Annotated in this window: 12 protein-coding genes and 1 tRNA gene; 12 read left to right on the plus strand and 1 reads right to left on the minus strand. The window is 46.0% G+C overall.

Translation table 11 applies throughout. From position 1 onward, the window contains the following. Window positions 1–13 precede the first annotated feature (13 nt). Entirely contained in the window at window positions 14–2,959 is a 2,946-nt protein-coding gene (locus LS482_RS13825; RefSeq protein WP_233028105.1) for a SusC/RagA family TonB-linked outer membrane protein, read from the minus strand. 471 nt (window positions 2,960–3,430) lie between these two features. On the opposite strand from LS482_RS13825, the gene LS482_RS13830 reads away from it, so the two are divergent. The 12 genes from LS482_RS13830 (at window position 3,431) to LS482_RS13885 (ending at window position 16,853) form a co-directional block, all read left to right on the plus strand. Then, the gene (locus LS482_RS13830) at window positions 3,431–4,453 is read left to right on the plus strand and encodes a LacI family DNA-binding transcriptional regulator (protein ID WP_233028106.1); all 1,023 of its coding nucleotides are present in this window, start codon (window positions 3,431–3,433) and stop codon (window positions 4,451–4,453) included. Between the two features lie 191 nt (window positions 4,454–4,644). After that, entirely contained in the window at window positions 4,645–5,991 is a 1,347-nt protein-coding gene (locus tag LS482_RS13835; protein ID WP_233028107.1) for an MFS transporter, read from the plus strand. 105 nt (window positions 5,992–6,096) lie between these two features. Further along, entirely contained in the window at window positions 6,097–6,756 is a 660-nt protein-coding gene (gene pgmB / locus LS482_RS13840; RefSeq protein WP_233028108.1) for a beta-phosphoglucomutase, read from the plus strand. A 70-nt stretch (window positions 6,757–6,826) separates the two neighbouring features. Next, window positions 6,827–9,139 (plus strand): glycoside hydrolase family 65 protein, encoded by a 2,313-nt coding sequence (locus LS482_RS13845; RefSeq protein WP_233028109.1) that lies wholly within the window; start codon window positions 6,827–6,829, stop codon window positions 9,137–9,139. A 283-nt stretch (window positions 9,140–9,422) separates the two neighbouring features. Then, a complete protein-coding gene (locus tag LS482_RS13850) occupies window positions 9,423–11,300 on the plus strand; it encodes a glycoside hydrolase family 13 protein (protein WP_233028110.1) in 1,878 nt (625 codons plus the stop codon). A 42-nt stretch (window positions 11,301–11,342) separates the two neighbouring features. Beyond that, window positions 11,343–12,728 carry an alpha-amylase family glycosyl hydrolase gene (locus tag LS482_RS13855; RefSeq protein ID WP_233028111.1) on the plus strand — a complete coding sequence of 462 codons (1,386 nt, stop codon included), beginning with the start codon at window positions 11,343–11,345 and terminating at the stop codon, window positions 12,726–12,728. 128 nt (window positions 12,729–12,856) lie between these two features. Then, on the plus strand, window positions 12,857–13,606 hold the full coding sequence (locus LS482_RS13860) for a glycerophosphodiester phosphodiesterase (RefSeq protein WP_233028112.1): 750 nt from the start codon (window positions 12,857–12,859) through the stop codon (window positions 13,604–13,606). Between the two features lie 146 nt (window positions 13,607–13,752). After that, window positions 13,753–14,070 carry a thioredoxin gene (gene trxA / locus LS482_RS13865; RefSeq protein ID WP_233028113.1) on the plus strand — a complete coding sequence of 106 codons (318 nt, stop codon included), beginning with the start codon at window positions 13,753–13,755 and terminating at the stop codon, window positions 14,068–14,070. A gap of 205 nt (window positions 14,071–14,275) precedes the next feature. Continuing rightward, window positions 14,276–15,205 carry a DUF58 domain-containing protein gene (locus tag LS482_RS13870; RefSeq protein ID WP_233028114.1) on the plus strand — a complete coding sequence of 310 codons (930 nt, stop codon included), beginning with the start codon at window positions 14,276–14,278 and terminating at the stop codon, window positions 15,203–15,205. Window positions 15,206–15,291: 86 nt separating this feature from the next. Then, window positions 15,292–15,368, plus strand: a tRNA-Asp gene (locus LS482_RS13875). Window positions 15,369–15,613: 245 nt separating this feature from the next. Further along, window positions 15,614–16,315: a Bax inhibitor-1/YccA family protein gene (locus LS482_RS13880; protein ID WP_233028115.1), complete on the plus strand. Its 702-nt coding sequence runs from the start codon at window positions 15,614–15,616 to the stop codon at window positions 16,313–16,315. Between the two features lie 244 nt (window positions 16,316–16,559). Then, on the plus strand, window positions 16,560–16,853 hold the full coding sequence (locus LS482_RS13885) for a hypothetical protein (protein WP_233028116.1): 294 nt from the start codon (window positions 16,560–16,562) through the stop codon (window positions 16,851–16,853). Window positions 16,854–17,445 lie beyond the last annotated feature (592 nt).

Consider the following 17,445-nt stretch of genomic DNA (forward strand, 5'->3'; position numbering starts at 1 on the left):
TTAAAAATTTTGTTTAGAAATCCAGGCTCAGTCCCAGGAGAAATGTTCTCGGACGGGGATAGATGTTATAATCATTCCCGTTCTGTACCTCGGGGTCCAGTCCGTCATACCCGGTGAGGGTGAACACGTTCTGCACGGAACCGTAAATACGGGCGGAAAGGCTGTTCCCCAGAAAATTCCCGGCATTATACCCGAGGGTGATATTGTCCAGTTTCAGGAAAGAAGCGTCCTGAATGTAGTAGTCGGACAGGCGCACCTCATCCGGCGCATTGACAAACCCGGTTTCGTTATAGTTGTCTACGAGGTTGGTAAGGAAGGTGGAACTGGTAAACACACCGTTGCGGAAACCTATATTAGAGTCGATGTTGTTATACACATAGTTTCCGGCCTGCCCGCGGAATACCATGTTGAGGTCCCATTTTTTGTAGCGGAACCGGGAGGTAAATCCGTAATACATATCCGGGAGCGCAGATTTGTGGATGTAACGGTCGTTATCGTCAATGGCATCGTCACCGTTGCGGTCAACAAAAACATTTTCCACGGGTTTGCCTTCGCTGTCATATACCTGTTCGTAGACGTAAAAGCTGTACGGTGTTTCACCAACGGCGTGTACCTGGTTAAAGAGCCCCGTGCCCCCGCTGATGTTGCGGTCCTGTACCGAGATAAAATCGGTGTTTGCGTTGAGCCCTGTAACTTCAGACTGGTTCCAGGTGAAGTTGGCACCGAGGTCCCAGGTAAAATTTTCGGTCTGTATGGCCGTGGCATTCAGTTGAAATTCGAGCCCCTTGTTTTCCATGGTCCCCACGTTATCGACAAACACGTTGGACAGGTTGCTTCCCGCAGGTGTTGATACCTCACTGAGAAGGTCTTTTGTCTTCCTGTAATACACGTCAACGGCCCCGGTGATGCGGTTGTCGAGGAAGCCGTAATCCAGTCCGGCATTGTATGTAGTGGTTTCTTCCCAGGTTAGGCTGCTGCTGTACGGGTTCGGGCGATAGGTGGTGTAATAATTGTCCCCGAACGGATACTGCACCTGCTGGTTCCCGGCCATGTACACCGATAGGTGAGGGAAATACCTTCCGGGAAGGTCCTGCTGTCCGGTGATCCCCCAGCCCATACGGAGTTTGAGGTTGCTGAGCGTTTCCGAATCCTGTAACCAGGGTTCGTTGTAGATATTCCACGCAAATGCGGCCGACGGGAAGTTCCCCCAGCGAACGTCCGGATCAAATCTCGAAGAACCGTCCCTTCGCAGTGTGGCCGTCAGCAAATATTTGTCCCTGATGGAAATGTTTGCCCTTCCGAAGAAGGAAGCGATCACAACGGGATTGTAGTACCGGGTAACAATGACCTGGTCGTTGATATAGTCGTAGTTATTTTTATAACCGTTGTTACTGAAAGACTGATAGGAGTGTCCGGCCGTAATGTCCAGGTTGGAAACAAAGCTGTCGTCAAACGATTTGGTGTAGTTCAGGTAAAAATCCATAAGGAGGTTTCTCTTGGTCTGGAATTCGGTTTCCAGGTGACCGTAGCCTTGTCCGTTCCTGTAATAATTGGCAGATGCTGTGGATATAGCGTCGTTCCTTTCACCTTTGGATACATCGTACCCCAGGTTGAGGTTGGCCCGGAGCTCGGGGAGAAAGTGGAATTTATAGTTGAGTTCCATATTTCCCACGCTGCGTTTTACATTTCCCGTATTATCTCTTTGTTTGAGCAGGGCCAGGGGATTTCGGGGCGCAAGGGTTTCCACGGCTCCGTTCGTATATTCTTCATAATAGCCGCCGAAGGGCATACTGCTGTCATACACCGGGTTGGTAGGGTTCATCAGTATGGCACTGCCAATGGCTCCGGTATCTGCAAAATTGCTTTCGTTCAATATGCCTTTCACATTGATGTCCACTTTCAGGTGGTTGTCAAAGAACCTGGGTGTTAGCCCGAACGATCCCGTCCACCGCTCCATGGAAGATGTTTTGAGTATCCCGTCCTGTTCGGTATATCCTACCGAAGCACGGAAGGGCGTGTTGCCGAATAACTGGCCTTTTACGCTGAAGTTCTGGTCAAAGCTTATGGCGTCCCTGAAAATAACATCCTGCCAGTTGGTATTGCTTCCTTTCAGCAGGGCCTGCTGGTCTTCGTTGCCGTAGGTCTGCACAAGTGCCCGGAAAGCATCGGCGGAAAAGGCGTCCACCGTTTGCGTGACCGTACTTACGGAAGTTTTGGCGTTGTAATTGAACTGCAGTTCACCGCTGCTTCCCTTTTTAGTGGTAATGATAATAACCCCGTTGGATGCCCTCGACCCGTAAATCGCTGCTGCGGAGGCATCTTTTAAGACTGTAAAGCTCTCAATGTCGTTGGGGTTGACAATATTGAGCGGGTTACTCACCCCGGCTATACCTTCCTTGTCTACCGGGACTCCGTCAATAACGATCAGCGGGTCATTACTGGCATTAAGGGAAGCTCCGCCCCTGATACGGATATTGGCACCTGCACCCGGCTGTCCGCCACTGGAAGTGATCTGTACCCCTGCGGTTTTTCCGGAAATAAGCTGGTCGGGCGACACTACCATACCGTTGTTGAAATCATCGCTTTTGACTGTGGTTACCGACCCGGTAGCGTCTTTCTTTTTTACCTGTCCGTATCCTATAAGCACCACTTCATCAAGTTGTTGTGTGTCTTCCTGCATGGTGACGTTGAGCGTAGTTCCGGTTAGGGTCTTTTCAACGGTCTTGAACCCGATATAGGAAAAGACCAGTACATCTCCTTCGGAAGCCTCTATGCTGTAGTTACCGTCAAAATCAGTAGTGGTTCCTACGGTTGTGCCCTTGACAACGACATTCACTCCCGGCAACGGAGTGGAGTTGCCTGTTTCTGTTACCGTTCCGTTTACTGCTGTTTGAGCATATGCACCCGGGGGAATGCATAAAGAGAACAACAGCAAGGCGTAAATATGGAATGTTTTCATGTTGTAGATTGATTTGATTTTAAGAGTGTACACGAAATACATTTTCGCGTACTTTTCATGCAATTTTTTGTTGATTTAATTAAAAATCAGGCTTATAATTTTACTTCCCGGAGCTAAAACTATGTAAATTTTATGTTAAGTAAATGCAGGGGAGGTCATTACAACGTTTTCGTGTGAAAAACTTTTTGAAAACCGGCTGTATTTTTAGTTTTTAACCGGTGAAATTGTCGAATTATGAATTTATCGTGTAAGTAATTGCCGTATTGCCAAAAAAAGATGATCCGGGAAGGATAACCTCAGGAAAAAAGGATTGTTTTTCGGCGCTTGTTTTCGATTTTTTTAAGGTAGTTCTGACCATTATAAAAGAAGAGGTATCTTTGTAAGGAGTTGACCGATGACGGATGACTGATGACCCGTGACAGATGTATATCCCCGACTTCCGTCATCTGTCTTCTGTCCAAAAAATACATAATGAAAAAGAAAGTTACCATAAAAGAGATCGCCCGGGAGCTGGATGTGTCCGTTTCCACGGTGTCCAAGGCATTACGGGACAGTAAGGAAATAAGTCTGGATACCCGGCAAAAAGTGCAGGCCTTTGCAAAACTGCTGAATTACAGGCCCAATAATATTGCCATAAGCCTTAAAAACCGGAAGACAAAAAATATAGGTGTTATCATTCCTGAGATCGTGCATCACTTTTTTACCACGGTTATCAGCGGTATTGAGCGGGAAGCCAACAAGGCAGGGTATAATGTGATCGTATGTTTGTCTGACGAATCCTTTGACAAGGAAGTGATCAATATGGAAACCCTTGCCAACGGGAGTATTGACGGGTTTATCCTGTCCTTGTCCAAGGAAACACAATCCAAAAAGGACTTTCGTCACCTGCAGGAGGTCATCAATCAGGGCATGCCGCTGGTAATGTTCGACCGTGTAGTGGAAGAAATAGCCTGTGACAAGGTGGTGATAGACGATGTGGAAGGAGCTTCAAAGGCAGTGAAATACATGATGGATACCGGCTGCAAACGAATTGCCCTTTTGAGTACGATAGATTATGTAAGCGTAGGCAAACTGCGGACCGAAGGATACCTCAAGGCACTGAAAGAGGCGGGAAGGGAAGCAGACGAGTCCCTGATCGTAAAAATAGAGGACATAGACAACTGTGAAAGGCAGATCGCACAGCTTTTCGATACCGGTAAGTTCGACGGGGTCTTTGCCGTTAACGAACTGTTTGCCGTTACCGCGATGAAAGAAGCCCGGAAGCGGGGATATGAAATCCCCCAGGATATTTCCTTTATGGGCTTTACCGACGGTATATTGTCCAAATATGCCTTCCCCGCCCTGACCACTGTGGCGCAACACGGACTTGAAATGGGGGAAATGGCTGCAAAAATGCTGATACAGCGACTGGAAAATGATGAAGCGGACGAAGAGCTGTATGTAACCGAAGTGATCAAGACCTCTATTACCGAACGTGAAAGTACAAAGAAGTGAAGGGGTTCTGAAGTACTTCAGATATCCTGTTTACTACAACGTTGTAGTGCAAAAAACTTGTAAACTAACTACTTACCCGGAAAAAATATACTATATTTACACCCGTCAAGGCTTATAATTTTACTTCTCACCCGATCTATAAGTCTTGATAAGTCATAGCGCTTATCGTAGTATTAATGTAAATTACGATAATGAAAAAGCGTAAAATGAGTTTCCTGGAAATATGGAACATGAGTTTCGGTTTTCTGGGAATACAGATGGGTTTTGCCCTCCAGAATGCTAATGCCAGCAGAATTTTACAGATTTTCGGGGCAGACGTACACGAGTTGTCCTGGTTTTGGCTGGTTGCTCCGTTAACCGGTCTTATCGTTCAGCCCGTTATAGGATATTACAGCGACAGGACCTGGACCCGGCTGGGGCGCAGGCGGCCGTTTTTTCTTACGGGTGCCGTACTGGCGTCGATTGGCCTGGTGCTCATGCCCAAAGCAGATATTTTTGTCGCTTTTCTCCCTTCCCTTTGGGTAGGGGCCGGAATGCTGATGATCATGGACGCTTCCTTTAATGTTGCCATGGAACCTTTCCGTGCACTGGTAGCGGACAATCTGCCTTCCGATCAGCGTACCCTTGGTTTTAGCATACAAACGGTGTTGATAGGGATTGGTGCTGTTGTCGGTTCCTGGTTGCCCTATATACTGGCTAACTGGGTAGGGATATCCAATGAAGCAGAAGTAGGGAAAGTTCCGCTTAATCTGTTGTTTTCCTTTGTTATCGGGGCCGTGATACTTCTGGCCAGTATTCTGCTCACGGTAGTCATTACCAAAGAATATACGCCCGAAGAACTTACCGGTATGGAACCCGATGAACCGGAAGAGGCCGAAGAAAAATCGGGGCTCATCAACATTTTTACCGATTTTGTAAAAATGCCCAAAACCATGAGGCAACTCAGTTGGGTACAATTCTTTTCCTGGTTCGGCCTGTTCGGCATGTGGGTGTTTTCCACTCCGGCCATAGCCCATCATATTTACGGACTTCCCCTCGATGATTCGCAGAGTAGTACATACCAAACTGCGGGAGACTGGGTTGGTGTGCTGTTTGGCGTTTATAATGCGGTATCTGCCGTATTTGCCTTTTTTCTGCCGGTCATAGCCAAAAAATTAGGGCGAAAATCCACCCATGCCATTTCACTTGTTATAGGAGGGATAGGACTGATTTCCGTCTATTTTGCTCCCGACCAGTACTGGCTTATTGCATCAATGCTTGCCGTGGGTATTGCCTGGGCCAGCATTCTTGCTATGCCCTATGCCATTCTGGCCGGGGCTATTCCCGCCAGGAAAATGGGGGTTTACATGGGCATATTCAACTTCTTTATCGTTATTCCGCAGATCATTAATGCGCTTATAGGCGGCCCTATGGTAAAATACCTTTACGGAGGTAATGCCATTTATGCCATTATGGTCAGCGGCGTATCTTTTTTGCTGGCCGCCATCCTCGTTTTCCGCGTGGATGATGTGGACGAAGCAGAAAACAGGCAGCAATAGCTGATATGTCATTGGGTTATTAGGTCATACCTGATAACTCAGCAACTACTGATAATAACCCGCTAACGTATTTAACCCATTAAACACAATAACCGAACACTAAATATGAAAGGATTTATTTTCGACCTGGACGGGGTCATTGTAGATACGGCCAAATATCATTTCCTGGCGTGGAAAAAACTCGCGGAAGATCTCGGGATCGGTTTCACCATACAGGACAACGAGCGCCTTAAAGGAGTGAGCAGGACGCATTCCCTGGAAATCCTCCTGGCACTGGGCAATGTCGAGGCTACAGAAGAAGAAAAAAAAGAATGGATGCAACAGAAAAACGAGGATTATCTCCGGTATGTAAATCGCATGGATGAAAAGGAGGTCCTGCCGGGCGTACTCCCCGCATTGCGGTTGCTGAAGAAAAAAGGAGCCGGAATAGCTCTTGGTTCCGCCAGTAAAAATGCAAGGATCATCCTGGAAAAAACAGGGATCATATTCCTTTTTGATGTTATTGTAGACGGCAATGACGTGTCTGAAGCCAAGCCCGACCCGGAGGTTTTTGTACTGGCCGCGGAGCAGCTGGATGTAGATGCCACAGCCTGTGTGGTCTTTGAGGATTCGGTAGCAGGAATAGCCGCTGCCAATACTGCCGGAATGCTTAGCATAGGCATCGGCGAAGCCGATGTGCTGAAAGAAGCCGACCGCGTCTTTCCCGATTTTACACAAATCGATGTGGAAGCTCTTTTAGCTCAATCCCCGAAAAACAACCAATAAACCCGTAAAGACGTACGGCCGTGCGTCTCTATTGAGAAAGGGTAATCAAAATAAAAATTAACAAAGAAAAATGAATCAGGATTATATTATACCAAAAGAATGGTCGATTGTAGAAGAAGGATTTGACAGGGACAGGATGGAATCGTCCGAAAGCCTGTTCAGTATGGGCAACGGGGCTATGGGGCAACGGGCCAATTTTGAGGAAAGCTATTCGGGCCCCACGTTTCAGGGCAGTTATATTGCCGGGCTGTATTATCCCGATAAAACCCGGGTAGGCTGGTGGAAAAACGGTTATCCCGAGTATTTTGCAAAAGTGCTCAATGCTCCGAACTGGATAGGTATTGATGTGAAGATCAACGGAGAAAAACTGGACCTGGCCAAATGTAAAGAAGTACGGGGATTCCGTCGGGAACTGAACATGAAAGAAGGCTGGCACCACCGATCGTTCGAAGCTACATTACAGAACGGGACAGAAATCCGGGTGGAGGCCCGCCGCTTCCTTTCCCTGGAAACCGACGAACTGGGCGTTATAAAATATGAAGTCACTCCGTTGAACAGGGAGGCGAAAATAGTTTTCTGCCCTTATGTCGATGCCGGAATTACCAATGAGGATGCCAACTGGGATGAAAAATTCTGGGAACCGCTGGAAACGAGATCGTCCGGAAGGGAAGCTTTTGTTGTGGCACAAACGTTCAAGACGCATTTCCGTGTGGCCACGTTCATGCACAATACCCTTTTTCTGAATGAAAAGGAATTGCAACTTGAGCCGGTAGCTACGGAATCTGCAGAAGACAAAGTGCAGTTTGCCTATGAGGTCCCGGTACAACAGGGAGAGACAGCCACAATTCAAAAACTGGGAGGCTATACCGTTTCTTTTAATCACGATAAGGACAAACTGGTTACCGCCGCACGGCAAGTCATTCAAAAGGCTGCGGAAAAAGGATATGAGGCCCTGCTGAAAGCGCAACAGGATGCCTGGGCCGCAATATGGGAAATGGCAGATATCACCATCGAAGGGGATGTTAAGGCGCAACAGGGTATACGTTTTAATATCTTTCAGTTGAACCAGACCTATCTGGGACGCGATGCACGGCTCAACATCGGCCCCAAGGGGTTTACAGGCGAAAAATACGGCGGAAGTACGTACTGGGATACCGAAGCGTACTGCCTGCCTTTCTACATGGCCACCAAAAACCAGCAGGTGGCACGAAACCTGTTGTCTTACAGGTACAATCAATTGGATAAAGCCATAGAAAACGCTGAAAAACTCGGCTTTGGCAATGGTGCTGCCCTCTATCCCATGGTAACGATGAATGGTGAGGAATGTCACAACGAATGGGAGATCACCTTCGAGGAAATACACCGCAACGGGGCCATTGCCTTTGCCATATACAGGTATTACTGCTATACGGGAGATTACAGCTATATCCCCGAAAAGGGACTGGAAGTGCTTATCGGCATAGCACGGTTCTGGGCGCAACGGGCAACCTATTCCACGGCAAAAGACAAATATGTGATCCTGGGAGTTACCGGGCCCAACGAATACGAAAACAATGTTAACAATAACTGGTATACCAATTACATAGCAAAGTGGTGCCTGGAATATGCTGTGGAGCAGGTGCAGAAAGTAAAGGAAGAATATGTAGCAGACCATTCCCGGATTGTGGCAAAAACGAAGTTGTCTGATAACGAAACAGCACATTGGAAAGAAGTTGTGGGCAATATGTACTTCCCCTATTCCGAAGAACACGATGTATACCTGCAGCAAGACGGTTTCCTGGACAAGGAACTGGTAAAAGTAGCAGACCTGGATGCAGCGCAACGCCCCCTGAACCAGAAATGGTCGTGGGACCGCATATTGCGTTCGCCTTATATCAAACAGGCCGATGTCTTACAGGGGTTTTACTTTTTCGAAGATCATTTCACCCGGGAGGAACTGGAAAGGCACTTCGATTTTTACGAACCGTTTACGGTGCATGAATCGTCCCTGTCGCCCTGTGTGCATTCCATCCAGGCTGCACTTCTCGGAAGAATGGAACAGGCCTATGCCTTTTACCTGCGAACGTCGCGCCTCGATCTGGACGACTATAACAGGGAAGTGAAAGAAGGGTGTCATATCACCTCTATGGCCGGTACCTGGATGAGCATCGTGGAAGGTTTCGGCGGAATGCGTGTAAAGGATAGCGTATTGCATTTCAGTCCGAAGATCCCGGAACAATGGAAAGGCTATTCCTTTAAGATCAATTTCAGGGGACAGGTATTGAAAGTTGATGTCAATGCCAGAGGAACCGGGTTTGCCCTCGAAGGGAACGAATCCCTTACGGTAGTGGTGAACGGAAAACAGGTGATCGTGGAGCCCGGAAATCCGGTAGCTGTTCAATAACTGATGCAGGACTGTAAGATTCAGGACGTATGACGAAATTTTTAGAACGTGACAAAATGCAATTCAGATGGATTTTCCTCGATGTTGTTTCCCATCCGTTTTGACCGGGCGCAATGCATTACCTAAAGGGCAAATCGAGGAAAATCAGGTTCCCTTTAGGGTGAGGAGGAAACTGATTTTCCGATACATCTGAATAAAACAAATTTTGTCATGTACTAAAGACGGATTACGAAATAGTTTTTAAGTCCCGGGTCTTACATCCTATGTCCAAATACGTTTTCAAATGAAAAAGATACTTTATATATTATTTTTTCTGAATGCGGCGCTTCTAACTGCGCAGAAGATAGAAAAAGTAGCCCCCCCCTTCTGGTGGAGCGGGATGCACAGGGATGAGTTACAACTCATGATCTACGGGAAGGATATCGCCCGTTCTACACCGGAAATGAAAGGGGTGACCATCCGCAATGTCCGGAAGACCGAAAACCCGAATTACCTGTTCGTTACCGTAAGCACAAAAGATGTATCCGCAGGGAAATATGAGCTCACACTTAAAAACGGTGGAACAGTAGCGGACAACTACACTTATGAATTCAGGGCAAGGGAAGCGGGCTCGGCATTGCGAAAGGGGTTTGACAGTTCGGATGTTATTTACCTGCTGATGCCCGACAGGTTTGCCAACGGAAACCCGGAAAACGATTCGCATCCGGAAATGGCCGAAAAGGCCGACCGGGATAAACAGGGAGGGCGCCACGGGGGAGACCTGCAAGGTATTATGGATCACCTGGATTATATTGAGGAACTCGGGGCAACAGCGGTATGGAGTACCCCCCTGCTGGAAGACAACGACCCGGAATACTCCTATCACACCTATGCACAGAGCAATGTGTACCGTATAGACCCGCGCTACGGCAGTAATGAAGACTATAAACGCCTGGCAGACGAACTGCACGAACGGGACATGAAACTCCTGATGGATTACGTGACCAATCACTGGGGAGCGGAGCACTGGATGATAAAGGACCTGCCTACATACAACTGGATACACCAGTTCCCCGGCGGCGACAACTCTCAGTTGCCTGAGCAAGATCGAAGAGCCGGCTATGCCAATTCCAATTACCGGATGGAAACACAATATGACCCCAATGCATCGGATATCGACAGGAGGTATTGTGTGGACGGATGGTTCGTTTCTACCATGCCCGACCTGAACCAAAGCAATCCGCTGGTATTGAATTACCTGATCCAGAATGCCCTCTGGTGGATCGAATATGCGGGACTGGACGGTTTTCGGGTAGATACCTATTCCTATAACGACAAAGAGGGTATTGCCAAATGGACCAAAGCCATTACGGACGAATACCCCCATTTTAATATCGTAGGGGAAATATGGCTGCACGACCAGGCACAGATCGCCTACTGGCAGAAGGATAGTAAGATAGGTGCACTTCAGGATTTTAATTCCCATCTTCCCGGTGTAATGGACTTTACCCTGCACGATGCGCTCAGTGTAGTGTTTGATGAAGACAAGGCTTCGTGGGACAAGGGAATGGTAAAAGTGTACAACAATTTTGTAAACGATTTTCTCTATCCGGACATTAATAATGTACTTGTATTCATGGAGAATCACGATACACAGCGCATTAATCATGTGTATGACGGTGATTTGAGAAAATACAAAATGGCTACGGCAGTGATCGCCACAGTCCGGGGTATTCCGCAACTGTATTACGGAAGTGAAATAGGTATGACCGGGAACAAGGACAATGGCGACGGCGATATCCGCCGGGATTTTCCGGGGGGCTGGAAAAGTGATGAGAACAATGCATTCACCGCAAAAGGCCGTACGGAAAGGCAGAAGGAGTACTTCAATTTTACTTCAAAGCTGTTCAGCTGGCGAAAGCAGACCCCGGTAATCCACAACGGGAAAACGAAACACTATCTGCCGGAAAACAATGTGTATGTCTATTTCCGGTATAACGACACCGATACCGTAATGGTTATACTCAATAACAGTAAGGAAACCCAAAATGTGAAGACCGGCCGGTTTCGGGAAAGTATCGGTAATTCAGCAAAGGGAAAAGAGATCATCAGTGAAAAAACCGTGAACCTGGATGAAATTACGATTACCCCCAAAAGCGTAATGATACTGGAACTGGAATAAGGGAGAATTATTAAAACAACACTGTCAAATACAACATACAACATGAAAAAAACAGTCATTTTCGCGGCGATTATGTGTACGCTGGTCGCCTGTAAAAAAGAAGGGAAACAACAGCAGAAAAAAGAGGAACCACAGCAGGAGCCGGCTCCCGTTTCCGATGAGGTGCTGGAAACGGCTGTGATCTACGAGGCCAATATCCGGCAGTATTCCGAAGAAGGAAGTTTTAACGCTTTCACAAGAGATATTCCCGAACTGAAAGAATTGGGGGTGAAAGTAATCTGGTTGATGCCCGTTTATCCCATTTCGTCCACCAAAAGCAAGGGATCGTTGGGAAGCTATTACGCTATTACGGATTATACCAGGGTAAACCCGGAATTCGGAACGCTTGAAGATTTCCGCAAACTGGTCAAAACAGCGCACGATAACGGCATGTATGTCATCCTGGACTGGGTGGCCAACCATACCGGCTGGGATCATGTATGGGTAAAAGAACACCCCGAATATTACACACAGGACGAAAAGGGGAACATCATAGACCCGATAAATCCCGAAACGGGGGAATCCTGGGGATGGACCGACGTGGCCGACCTCAATTACAACAACCGTGAGATGCGTGAGGAAATGATAAAGGACATGCGTTACTGGATAGAAGAGGAGCACATAGACGGCTATCGCTGTGACGTGGCTCATCAGGTTCCCGTGGACTTCTGGGAAAATGCCGCCGACAGTTTGCGGGAAATAAAACCCGTTTTTATGCTTGCAGAAGCCGAACAGCCCGGGTTGCTCGAAAAAGCCTTTGACATGCAGTATGCCTGGGAAGGGCACCATATTTTGAATGAGATCGCACAGGGCAAAAAGAATGTGGGGGACTGGGATGCCTACATGGCTAAAAACGACACCCTGCTGGAAGCCGATGATATTTTTATGAACTTTACCTCCAACCACGATGAGAACTCCTGGAACGGTACGGTTTTCGAGCGAATGGGAGAGGCTGCGGAAACCTTTGCGGCCATGACCTATGCCATTCCCGGGATGCCGTTGATCTACAGTGGACAGGAATACGATATGGACAAGAGATTGCTCTTTTTTGAAAAAGATACGATCATTAAGAAAAAAGGGCAGTTCTACCCGTTATACCGGAAACTCGGAAAGCTGAAAAATGAAAACAATGCACTGAACGGCGGGAAAAAGGCCGCCGCATACAAGCGGTTTTCCACTTCCGATGATGAAAAGGTACTGGCTTTTGCCCGGGAAAAAGAAGGTGACCGCGTAATTTTTATCGCCAATCTGTCTGACGAACCGTTGCAGTTTACGGTAGCAGCCGAAGGCAGTTACGCGGACTATATGAATGGAAAGGATATGAAAATCGATGCGGAGACCACTTACGATTTTGAACCCTGGGAATATTTGATTCTTACCGGAAAATAAGGACTTCCCGGACGAAAGATTTAAACCCGCAGAACATGGATAGCCTGCGGGTTTTTTGTTGCCGTACCGGAAAGTATGCGTATAAAGCATTTTTTTGTGTATCTTCAAACATCAAAAAGCGATAAGAGATGCGACGGTTTACATTCTTCCTGTTTTGGGTCCTGCTTCTGCTTACAGGGTGCACTGTTCATGACGACGTGATGGTCATAGGCCATCGGGGGGCGATGGGATATGAGACGGAAAACACCCTCGCATCCGTGCAAAAAGCACTTGACCTCGGTGCGGATGCCGTGGAGATTGACGTATTCAGGATACGGAGCGGAGAACTGGTGGTTTTTCACGATCAAAAGGTAGACCGGCTCACTAACGGAGGAGGCAATATAGAAGAATACGATATCCTGGATGTAAAATCCCTGTTACTCGAAGGCAATCACAGGATACCCATTCTCCAGGACGTGTTGAAACTGGTAAACAGGCAGTGTATACTGAATATCGAACTCAAGGGTACTGACATGTCGGCAGAGATCGATCATGTATTGCGTTATTACGTGGATAAGGAAGGGTGGCAGTATGACGATTTTATCGTATCCGGTTTTAAGTGGAACGAGTTGACCGAACTCCGAAAACGCAACCGGAACATACCGATAGCCCTGCTCACCGGTGAAGATCCTCTGGATGCCATTGGACCGGCAAAACGCCTGGGTGCCGTAGCGATCAATCCCGAATATACACAGCTTACCGAAGAAAATGTACAACAGGTGCAAAACTCGGGCTTTAAGGTGTTTGCCTGGACCGTAAACGATCCGGAAGATATTGCGAAAGTCCGTAAAACGGGGGTAGACGGTATTATTACGGATTTCCCGGACCGGGCAAGATAGTAAAGTGTGGTGTGCCACATTCCGGCAGGGTATTATCATTATTTGTAATGCATTCATAATCAAAACTAATACGGCAATATAAAATTTGGAAGAATATTTGATTAAATTTGCATTGTAAACCTGATAGGAAATTAAAATTTTATATTATGGCATTAGAGATCACAGACGCTACTTTCGAAGAAGTAGTATTAAAAAGCGATAAACCGGTTATGGTAGACTTCTGGGCAGCCTGGTGCGGGCCTTGTAGAATGGTTGGCCCGATCATAGAGGAAGTAAGTTCCGAATATGAAGGAAAGGTTGTTGTAGGAAAGGTCGATGTAGATGCAAACCAGGAGTTTGCCGCGAAGTACGGAGTGCGTAACATCCCTACGGTATTGGTTTTTCAAAACGGTGAAGTTGTGGGAAGACAGGTAGGTGTGGCACCTAAGGCAACCTACACGGAAGCACTGGATTCGTTAATGTAACATTAGTGAATCATATATAACAGATTGAAAAAGGTTTGGCTCGCGGCCAAACCTTTTTTATTTTTATAGACATTTACTCACTAAGTGAGATTTAAAATGCTCAGACGCTTGCGTCGAAATACTTTTTTTCGGGTTTTCCGATTTATACCTCGTGTCCCGATAATTATTGGGATTGCCCCGAGGTAGTTGACTTTAATACGGTATCGTGGATATACAGAACGAATTAAATAACGTACAGCTCTTTAAAAATCTCAATCTGCTGGCCAATCAGGTAGTGGAGGGGTTTATCAGCGGAATGCATAAAAGCCCTTTTCACGGGTTTTCTTCCGAATTTGCAGAACACAAGATTTATAATCCCGGCGAGAGTACAAGGCATATAGACTGGAAACTGTTTGCCAAGACAGACAAACTGTATTCCAAGAGTTATGAAGAAGAGACCAATTTACGTTGTCATATCATTATAGACAATTCGTCTTCCATGTATTATCCGGAAATCAGGAATTTGTCGGTAACCTCATTGAATAAAATCGGTTTTTCCGTATTGGCTTCCGCCGCCTTGATGAACCTGCTGAAACGACAGCGCGATGCCATGGGCCTGAGTATATATTCGGATACATACGACTTTTACGCACCCGAAAAGGGGAGTAACCGTCATTATCAGATGCTGCTGAAGGTTCTGGAAGATATAGCAGGACGTATTGAAAAAGAAAGGGCTACAAAAACATATACCTATTTGCACCAGATCGCTGAAAAGATACACCGCAGGAGTATGATATTCCTCTTTACCGATATGTTCCAGGACGAAACCGGGGAGGAAGAGTTGTTTGATGCCCTGCGCCACCTGAAATACAACAAGCACGAAGTGGTATTGTTTCATGTCATGGACAAATCCAGCGAATATCTCTTTGAGTTTGATAACCGCCCCAAGCGGTTTGTCGATGTGGAGACCGGAGCGCATATCAACCTCTATGCAGATAACATAAAAGAGGAATATAGAAAGGCTGTGGAAGCCTATAAAGAGGAGATAAAATTAAAAGCGGCCCAGTATCGTATAAAATATGTGGAAGCGGACGTACGGCAGGACCTGGAAAAAATTTTACAGACCTACCTGATTGAAAGACAAAAGTTTATTTGACGGTTGGAAATTAACCTTCATTTTTTTAGGGAAAACATTTGCGGAATTAAAAATGGGGTGTATATTTGCATCCGCAATACGATAGAGGTCCGGTAGTTCAGCTGGTTAGAATACATGCCTGTCACGCATGGGGTCGCGGGTTCGAATCCCGTCCGGACCGCCAAAAACAAAAAAAAGCTCCTTATTGCGGGGCTTTTTTTGGCACTTAAAGTTTAGTTGTGTTGTTTAGGGTAGATCCCCTGATCTATCCAGGTTTAGTAGTTAGACCAATGAAAGGCTTTTCCGCCGCGGGCGGAGGGCTTTTTTTGTTTCAGGGCGTTTCCTCTTTAAGAAATTATAAATTTTTCACTTCTTTAAACACACTTCCGGTTTTTTTCTTAGATTCCCGGTTTCTAAACAAAACAACCTATGGAAAATCAGATTCAGGACAAAATCATGTTAAGTGATTTAACGCTGGCCGATCGCGCCGCATTTTATAAGAAAACCTATGCCCATGTGGCAGGAGGGGTGCTGGCTTTTATTCTTTTTGAATATCTGTTATTGCAGAGTGAGACCATTGTACAGTTTGCCTTGTCTATGACAGAAGGCTACCGCTGGCTTTTAATGCTGGGCGGCTTCATGTTTATCACCAATTATGCGGAAAGTACCGCTTTGAGGACTGCCGATAAAAACAAGCAGTATTTGGCTTACGGCATTTATATTTTAGCCGAGGCCTTTATTTTTGTGCCTTTGATTTATATCGCTGCATATTATCTGGAGTCCGGGCCGGAAATACTTAATCAGGCCGCTATAGTGACCCTTGCCTTGTTTACCGGATTATCCGCCATAGTTTTTCTGACCAGGAAGGATTTCTCATTCCTGAAAACCGGATTGGTCATCGGTTTTTTTATTGCTATCGGATTGATTATTGCCGGGACGATCTTCGGATTTAACCTCGGTCTTTGGTTTTCGGTCGGAATGTGTTTATTGGCGGGCGGAGCCATACTTTACCAAACTTCAAATCTGGTGAATAAATACGGCAAAGAAGATTATATCCCCGCAGCAATAGGATTATTTGCATCTCTTATGTTGTTGTTCTGGTACGTACTCCGGATTTTTTCGCGGGATTAATTTTCCGGCAATGCAATAGATTGTGCAGGAATATGTTGTAAAATCCTTCAAGTTGTGTATTTATTATACATAAAACGAATTGTTTCACACCGAATAATTACACACTTTACTGAGCTGTATTTTTTTGTTTGATTGTAAGTATCTGTTAACCAGTATATTGATTTTTGTTGTTAATACTGGCATTAAAATTTCAGTATTTAAAGCACAAGACAGACACTAAGTTTAACTTTAAAATTTTACAATCATGAAAAAATTATTTGTAGCAGCAGTTTTGGTTTTAGGAGGATTTGCCACCCAGGCAGCAACAACTGTAAATAGTGATGGTATAGCTATTGTAGCAAGCCAGGAAGAATTCAAGGAAATAGCGGTAGAAGAAGTGCCTGAAGCCATCTCGGCTGCTTTGGCAAAAGACTACAAGGGGGCCACCATCTCCAAAGCTTATGTGAACGAAGCGAAAGAGTACAAGCTCGAAATCGCCATGGGTGATAAAACAGGTGTACTTTATGCCAATGAAAGCGGAGAATGGATACAGAAATAATTGTATATCCTTGTCCTTAAGAGCTTGTTTAAAAAGGGCATTTTTCTCTACAATAAATTCTTTTTAAATAAGCTCTAATGTTAAGGCAAGCCATAAAAGATCGTCTGAAATTATTTTTCAGGCGATTTTTTATTCAGGCCATCGAATTCATAACGTATGATAAACCATAAAACGCTTCGCGGAGTAAAGCGGGCGGACCAAAAGGAAAGGCCCGGAACCCCGGTTCTCGGTCAAAGAGTTGAAATCGGGGGCAAGGATCAAAGGTTGTGGGGTTTTGATTTGTTGTAGGTTCCCGTTTTGGTTTTGCCACGGATACACGAATGTTTTTTGGGTTGAATGTTGCAAGTGAGGTTGTGTTTTGGTTATTCAGGCATCACGCAATAACTCAGTACCTCCATTAACTCCATAACCTGTTGTTAACCCGACAACAAGACCATAATTTTTCACATTATGCAAAGGCTGCAATAAATGACGCTCAATTGAGGCAATACAACCGCTGTAACAAAAAGGAACCATTTCATAAATCGCAAGTCGTATCTCTCATGTCCCGCTGTCTTAGGTCCGAACGTCCACAATATCCACAACTTTTAGG

Source organism: Sinomicrobium kalidii, assembly GCF_021183825.1.
Taxonomy (GTDB): Bacteria; Bacteroidota; Bacteroidia; order Flavobacteriales; family Flavobacteriaceae; genus Sinomicrobium; species Sinomicrobium kalidii.

What these genes read in the sequence shown, in the direction of transcription:
- LS482_RS13825 (WP_233028105.1), bottom strand. Translation starts at nt 2,959, where the DNA reads ATGAAAACATTCCATATTTACGCCTTGCTGTTGTTCTCTTTATGCATT.
- LS482_RS13830 (WP_233028106.1), top strand. Translation starts at nt 3,431, where the DNA reads ATGAAAAAGAAAGTTACCATAAAAGAGATCGCCCGGGAGCTGGATGTG.
- LS482_RS13835 (WP_233028107.1), top strand. Translation starts at nt 4,645, where the DNA reads ATGAAAAAGCGTAAAATGAGTTTCCTGGAAATATGGAACATGAGTTTC.
- pgmB (WP_233028108.1), top strand. Translation starts at nt 6,097, where the DNA reads ATGAAAGGATTTATTTTCGACCTGGACGGGGTCATTGTAGATACGGCC.
- LS482_RS13845 (WP_233028109.1), top strand. Translation starts at nt 6,827, where the DNA reads ATGAATCAGGATTATATTATACCAAAAGAATGGTCGATTGTAGAAGAA.
- LS482_RS13850 (WP_233028110.1), top strand. Translation starts at nt 9,423, where the DNA reads ATGAAAAAGATACTTTATATATTATTTTTTCTGAATGCGGCGCTTCTA.
- LS482_RS13855 (WP_233028111.1), top strand. Translation starts at nt 11,343, where the DNA reads ATGAAAAAAACAGTCATTTTCGCGGCGATTATGTGTACGCTGGTCGCC.
- LS482_RS13860 (WP_233028112.1), top strand. Translation starts at nt 12,857, where the DNA reads ATGCGACGGTTTACATTCTTCCTGTTTTGGGTCCTGCTTCTGCTTACA.
- trxA (WP_233028113.1), top strand. Translation starts at nt 13,753, where the DNA reads ATGGCATTAGAGATCACAGACGCTACTTTCGAAGAAGTAGTATTAAAA.
- LS482_RS13880 (WP_233028115.1), top strand. Translation starts at nt 15,614, where the DNA reads ATGGAAAATCAGATTCAGGACAAAATCATGTTAAGTGATTTAACGCTG.
- LS482_RS13885 (WP_233028116.1), top strand. Translation starts at nt 16,560, where the DNA reads ATGAAAAAATTATTTGTAGCAGCAGTTTTGGTTTTAGGAGGATTTGCC.